Annotated in this window: 4 protein-coding genes; 2 read left to right on the top strand and 2 right to left on the bottom strand. The window is 61.3% G+C overall.

All coding sequences use genetic code 11. From position 1 onward, the window contains the following. Positions 1–2,280, top strand: a 2,280-nt coding sequence (locus tag KGB07_RS06890) for a DUF3772 domain-containing protein (protein WP_223465006.1), incomplete at its 5' end; no start/stop codon positions are given. A 30-nt stretch (positions 2,281–2,310) separates the two neighbouring features. Here KGB07_RS06890 and KGB07_RS06885 read toward each other — a convergent pair. Continuing rightward, positions 2,311–3,801, bottom strand: a complete 1,491-nt coding sequence (locus KGB07_RS06885) for an aldehyde dehydrogenase family protein (RefSeq protein WP_223465005.1) — start codon at positions 3,799–3,801, stop codon at positions 2,311–2,313. Positions 3,802–3,849: 48 nt separating this feature from the next. Beyond that, entirely contained in the window at positions 3,850–4,239 is a 390-nt protein-coding gene (locus tag KGB07_RS06880) for a c-type cytochrome (protein WP_223465004.1), read from the bottom strand. 282 nt (positions 4,240–4,521) lie between these two features. Here KGB07_RS06880 and KGB07_RS06875 point away from each other — a divergent pair, with 282 nt between their 5' ends. Beyond that, entirely contained in the window at positions 4,522–5,844 is a 1,323-nt protein-coding gene (locus KGB07_RS06875; RefSeq protein ID WP_223465003.1) for an alginate export family protein, read from the top strand. The last annotated feature ends 156 nt before the right edge of the window (positions 5,845–6,000 follow it).

Raw genomic sequence — 6,000 nt, 5'->3', positions numbered from 1 at the left:
CCCGCAGCCCCGATCATCAGCATCTCCGACAGCGAATTGCTGGGGGTGCAAAGCCAGCTCAACAGCCTCAAGCAGCAGGTTTCCCTGGCCACCAATTACACCCAACTGGAAAGCTCACAGGGCCAGGTGCAAGTACTGATTCAGGAGATTGAACGCCTGTCCACATCGCTGCTGCCTGGACAGGCGCAATTGCAGGCGCAACTCAACGTGCTGGGGCCAGTGCCGCTTGACGAGAACGCACAGGTGACGACTGCCATTACCTCCCAACGAGATGCCCTCGGCGAGCAAAAAGACAAGATCGACAGTCAACTCAAAACCCTGGCCGCGCTTAAAATAAGTGCCGCCGAGCTGATCACCCAGATTGCCAGCATTCGGCGCAGCCTGCTGGAAGCGGAAGTGACCCAGCAGACCAGCAGCATCCTGAGCCCGAGTTTCTGGTCGCCATTGTTCGCGCTTCCGATTGAGGACCGTCAACGTTTCAGCGCCCTCATCGAGCAACTCAAGGCCACGCACCGGGCCGCCTGGCAACCCGGACAACGCGGGATCACGGCCGCCCTGCTCTTGCTGGCCCTGGTCATTTGGACCGTAGGTCGAAACCTCGCCGGCCGGGGCCTAGCGTGGCTGTGCTTTCATCGAATGCCAGCAGGCCGGCTGCGGCGCAGCTCCCTTGCGCTGGCGTCGGTGATGGCGACGCTGCTGACTGCCGGCATCGCCCTGCAATTGCTGCATTTTGCCGGGACCCGGCAACTGCCCTACCCCCCCCTGCTGGACGACCTGGCGCAGTATCTGGAGAAGCTGGCCTATACCTGCGTACTGATCACCGGGCTGAGTCGCGCGTTGTTGTCCACCAAACATCCTTCATGGCGCCTGCCCGATATTGCCGATCCGGTAGCGCTGGCGATGGAGCCTTATCCGCAGTTGCTGGCCAGCCTGCTGCTGGTGCTGGTAACCCTGGTACAGATGAGCAATGTCACCGGCATGAGCGCCGAAGTGGTGTTGTTCGGTCGGGGCATCGTGGCATTGGTCGCGGCACTGGTGATCGGTGCGCTGTTGTTGCGTGTCAGCAAGACGCGCAGAGACCTGATCGTTGCCGGCGAAGCCCCCGAAGGCGTCACCACCTTCGCCGGTCTGATTTACACCTTCACCGGCGTTGCCGTGGTGGTGTCACTGTTCGCCCTGTTGATCGGCTACGTGACGATGGCCCGGTTCATCACCTATGAAATGGTCTGGATATTCATCATCTGCGCCGGTTTCTACCTGCTCACACAGGTCTACCAGGACACCTGCGACTACGTTTTTTCGCCCCGGCAACCCACCGGCAAAGTAATCAAACAACTGCTGGGCATCGGCAATCCACGCCTGGAGCAGATCTGCACCGTCATGTCCGGGGCTGGCCGCGCCATCCTGATGCTGATCGGCGTCATTGCCCTGTTTGTCGGCGGCGTGGGGACGACGCTCGGGCAACTGGTCACCGGCACCGTGGCCGTACTCGGCGGCGAAGGGCTGCGCAAACTCAACATCGTCCCGGACAACCTGCTCAATGCCGTCCTCGCCCTGGTGATCGGCATCTACCTGATTCGCTCCTTTCGACGCTGGCTGGATAACGAGTTCCTGCCCAAAACCGAGATGGACCCGGGCATGTGCGCCTCGCTCAGCACCCTGTTTGCCAACATCGGTTACGCGTCCGTGGTGCTGCTCACGCTGTCGTCGCTGGGGATCAAGTGGACCAACCTGGCGTGGATCGTCAGTGCATTGTCAGTGGGTATCGGCTTTGGCCTTCAGGAGATCGTGAAGAATTTCATCTCCGGCCTGATCCTGCTCACCGAGCGTCCGGTGAAGGTCGGCGACCTGATCAGCATCAGCGGCGTCGAAGGCGATATACGACGGATCAACGTGCGGGCCACGGAAATACAACTGGCCGACCGCTCGATCATGATCGTGCCCAACTCCCACCTGATTTCGCAGAACCTGCGCAACGTCACCCTCGGCGGCAGCGCCCAGGGCGTGGTGATACTCGAACTGATGTTCCCGCTGGATATCGATCCGGAGCTGGTGCAAAACCTGCTGATGGACGCCTACACCGAGCATGAATCCATTCTGGATAAACCAGTACCGTTTTTGCGCTTCAGTCAGCTGAAACCGGAAGGCATCACATTGACCATCACCGGTTATGTCGGCAGCCCACGCACGGTCGGCGCGATCAAAAGCGAGCTGCTCTTCGAGATTCTCAAACGGCTGGGTGCCGCTGGAATTGTACTGGCGAAACCGCCTGCCGCGTGATGCTCAATCACACGGCAGGCGGTCGCTGGATCAATGGGCGATGCACACCGACTTGAGCTCGGTGTAAGCCTCGATCACCGCTCGGCCAAACTCGCGGCCTATGCCCGATTGCTTGACGCCACCGAACGGCATCGCCGGGTCGAGCAGCACGTGGGCGTTGACCCAGACCGTACCGGCTTCGATGCGCGGCACCAGGTTCATGGCTTTGCCCAGGTCGTTGGTCCACAGGCTGGCGGCCAGGCCGTAGCGGTTGTCGTTGGCCAGTTCGATCACGGCGTCTTCGTCGTCGAACGGCATCACGCCCAGCACCGGACCGAACACTTCTTCGCGGGCCACGGCCATGCTGTGGTCGATGTCCGCCAGAATGGTTGGCTGCACGAAGAAGCCGTCGCCTTGCAGCAACTCGCCGCCAGTCACCACCCGTGCACCTTGCTGGCGGGCCAGTTCGATGTGCTTGAGCACGCTTTGTTGTTGCTTGCGCGACACCAGCGGGTTGATGGCCGCGTCGCAATTCATGCCAGCGCCAATCGGCATCGAGGAGACGACGGCGGCCAGGGCTTCGACGAATTGGTCGTGGATCGAACGGTGCACGTAGAAGCGCGAAGCCGCGGCGCAGACCTGGCCGTTGTTCAGCAAGCCACCGAGGATCGCGCCTTGCACGGCTTTTTCGATGTCGGCATCGGCGAGCACGATCATCGGATTTTTGCCGCCCAGTTCCAGGGAGAAGCGCGTCATGTTTTCCATGCACGCCACGCCGACGCTCTTGCCCACGGCGGTGGAACCGGTGAACGACACTTTGCTCACCAGAGGATGCGAGGTCAACACGCCGCCAACGGAGGCGCCGCCACCGGTGACCACGTTGAATACTCCGGCCGGGATGCCGGCTTCCAGCGCCAATTCAGCCAGGCGCATGGCAGTCAGCGGGGTTTCCATGGCTGGCTTGATGATCACCGTGCAACCGGTGGCCAGGGCCGGCATCAGCTTCCAGGCGGCGATCAGCAGCGGAAAGTTCCACGGCACGATACCGACCACCACGCCCACCGGCTCGCGTTTGGTGAACGCGGTGAACTTGGCGCCCGGTGGCAGCGGGATCGACACATCGAAGGTCTGGCCTTCGATCTTGGTCGCCCAGCCGGACATGTAGCGCATGAATTCCACGGTGGCGTTGAGGTCCAGCGCGCGGGCCATGTTGATCGACTTGCCCTGGCTCAGGGTTTCCAACTGGGCCAGTTCTTCGGCGTGTTCTTCGACCACGCGGGTGAAGTTCAACAGGATGCGTTCACGGTCCGCCGGGCGCAGGCTCGACCACACGCCGGACTTGAACGCCTTGTGGGACGACTGCACGGCGCGCTCGACGAGTTCCAGCGGCGCATCCAGGGTTTCGCACAGGGTTTGCCCGGTGGCCGGGTTGACCACGGCGTTGCTGTCGCCCTCGGCAAGCACCCACTGGCCATCGATGAAGCAGCCGTGGCGACGTTCGAGGAATGCAGCAACCTGGGGCAGGATTTCAACGTTGCTCATAATTCACCTTTCATTCAGACGAGTTGTTCAGGCGCCAATCCGGCCTGATCAGTGTTGTTCTTTGAGGAAGCACGCGACCGACTGGCGGTCGTCGGCGGAAGCCAGGCCCATGTAGGGCATGTAGGTGCCCGGCACGAAGGCCTGAGGCTGGGTGATCAGTTGCGTGATGTTCTCGGCCAGCCAGTCGACGTCTTTGTCGCGCATCGCCTGGGAGTAGCTGAAACCCGCCAGCGAGCCGGATTTTCGCCCATACACACCAAACAGGTTCGGCCCCATCATGCCGGTGGTGCCCTTGGTCACCGCGTGGCAGACGCTGCACTCGGTGGCAAACACCTCGCCACCACGGCGCGTGTCCGGGGCGCACTCGGCGGCGGACACCACCTGGACCAGGGTGAAGGACAGCAAACCGATCACGGGCAAACGCAGCGAAGTGAACATAGGAAAACGACCTTGAAAATCCACGCGTTCGCCAGCAAGCGAACGCCAACACTAAAAATGCCGAAGCAACGGTGCTTCGGCAGGTTGGTAGGGATTGTCGGTGGTCGCCGGCACGCAGGTTTTGCCCTGCGTGCCAGTTGTATTGGCCGGGCTGCCAAACCGGGCAATCTGGCATGCACAACCAACTAATTGGCAAACAGGGAAAAGGGCAAACAATAGCCTCGCCTTAGTATCCGGACAGACCGCAAACCTGCGCTCAAGAACAAGAACGGATGCCACACCATGCTCAAGTCCCCCTTGCTTCGTCTCTCGACGCTCGCGCTGATGATCAGTGCCGGCAATGCCGGTGCCTATGAACTCTACGCCGATGACGACAGCCACCTGAACGCTACCCTCGAAGCCGTATTCGGCATTTTCCACAGCCAGGAAAACTACGCCCTGTCCGGTCGCCTGAATGAAGGCAGCTCATCGTGGCGCGAGGGCTACATCAAATACGGCTTGAGCTTCGATCAAGGCCTGGGCGGTGTGGGCACCGCGTACGGCGCGGGGAACATGCTCAGTTCCGGCACCTGGGGCGACGGCGATACCGCCGGTTTCACCGACGGTTCGGAACGCACCACCAAGTTCGAAGACGCCTACCTCGGCTGGCGTTCGGCCGATCTGTTTGGCGCACTGGGCAAGGATGGTGTCGACCTGTCTTTCGGCCGCCAGAACATCGTGGTTGGCGACGGTTTCCTGATCGACGGTGACGCGCTGAACATGGGTAAAGGCCTGGCCGACGGCCAATTCAACCGTGGCGGCGCCTACTACCTGGCAGCACGCAAGGCCTTCGACGAAACGGCCGTATTGCGTCTGGGCGGCAAGGAAGGCTGGCGCAGCGACCTGATGTGGCTCAAATCCGACAACCGCGCCCAGGCCAAGACCGAAATGTACGTCGGCACCCTTGAGCACGTGGCCGAGGCCGGTACGGTCGGCCTGACCTACATCAAGACCACCGATATCGATGAACAGTACGCCTCGCCGATCCAGCTCGAACGCGACGGCATGAAGACCTACAGCCTGCGTGCGGCGGGCAACGCCGGGGTGAAAAACCTGTTCCTGTCCGGTGAATACGCCAAGCAGGACAAGCCTCACACCTCCAGCGAAGACGCCTGGTACCTGGAAGCCGGCTGGACCTTCTCCGACGCGGTCTGGACACCTAGCGCCAGCTACCGCTACAGCCGCTTCTCGGAAGGCTACGACCCCCTGTTCTACGGTTTCAGCCGTGGCTACGGCACCTGGTTCCAGGGTGAAGTGGCGGGCAACTACGCCGGGCCGTTCAACAGCAACTCGCGCATCCAGAACGTCACGCTGAAAGTCTCGCCGCTGGAAAACCTCAACGTCGGCGCGATGTACTTCAACTACGACACCATCGACCGCAACCTGGGCAACACCGATGGCCACGAAGTCGACCTGTACGCCGAATGGCACGTCAACGACCACCTGACCGTGATGCCGTTGGTGGGCATCTACCAACCGGACAAGAGCGCCGAAGACGGTGGTACCCAACTGGGTAACAACGATAAGAACGTCTACGCCCAGGTGGTGTTCGCCACCGGTTTCTAATCTCGGCCGCGGGCAACGGCGCTGTCGTTGCCCACGTGGAAGTTGAATCAGTTGGTGGGGAGCTTTCGTATCTGAGATTTGCCGTGCCTGATACACCACCTTCGCGAGCAAGCTCCCACACTGGATTTTTGCCATACACAAATCTTGCGTTCACCA

The organism is Pseudomonas sp. GL-RE-26 (genome assembly GCF_019956275.1).
GTDB classification, from domain to species: Bacteria; Pseudomonadota; Gammaproteobacteria; order Pseudomonadales; family Pseudomonadaceae; genus Aquipseudomonas; species Aquipseudomonas grandcourensis.
This window is presented reverse-complemented; position numbering and strand designations above follow the sequence as displayed.

Bases quoted from the DNA above. Each gene is read 5' to 3' on its own strand.
- KGB07_RS06885 (WP_223465005.1), bottom strand. From the start codon at position 3,801: ATGAGCAACGTTGAAATCCTGCCCCAGGTTGCTGCATTCCTCGAACGT.
- KGB07_RS06880 (WP_223465004.1), bottom strand. From the start codon at position 4,239: ATGTTCACTTCGCTGCGTTTGCCCGTGATCGGTTTGCTGTCCTTCACC.
- KGB07_RS06875 (WP_223465003.1), top strand. From the start codon at position 4,522: ATGCTCAAGTCCCCCTTGCTTCGTCTCTCGACGCTCGCGCTGATGATC.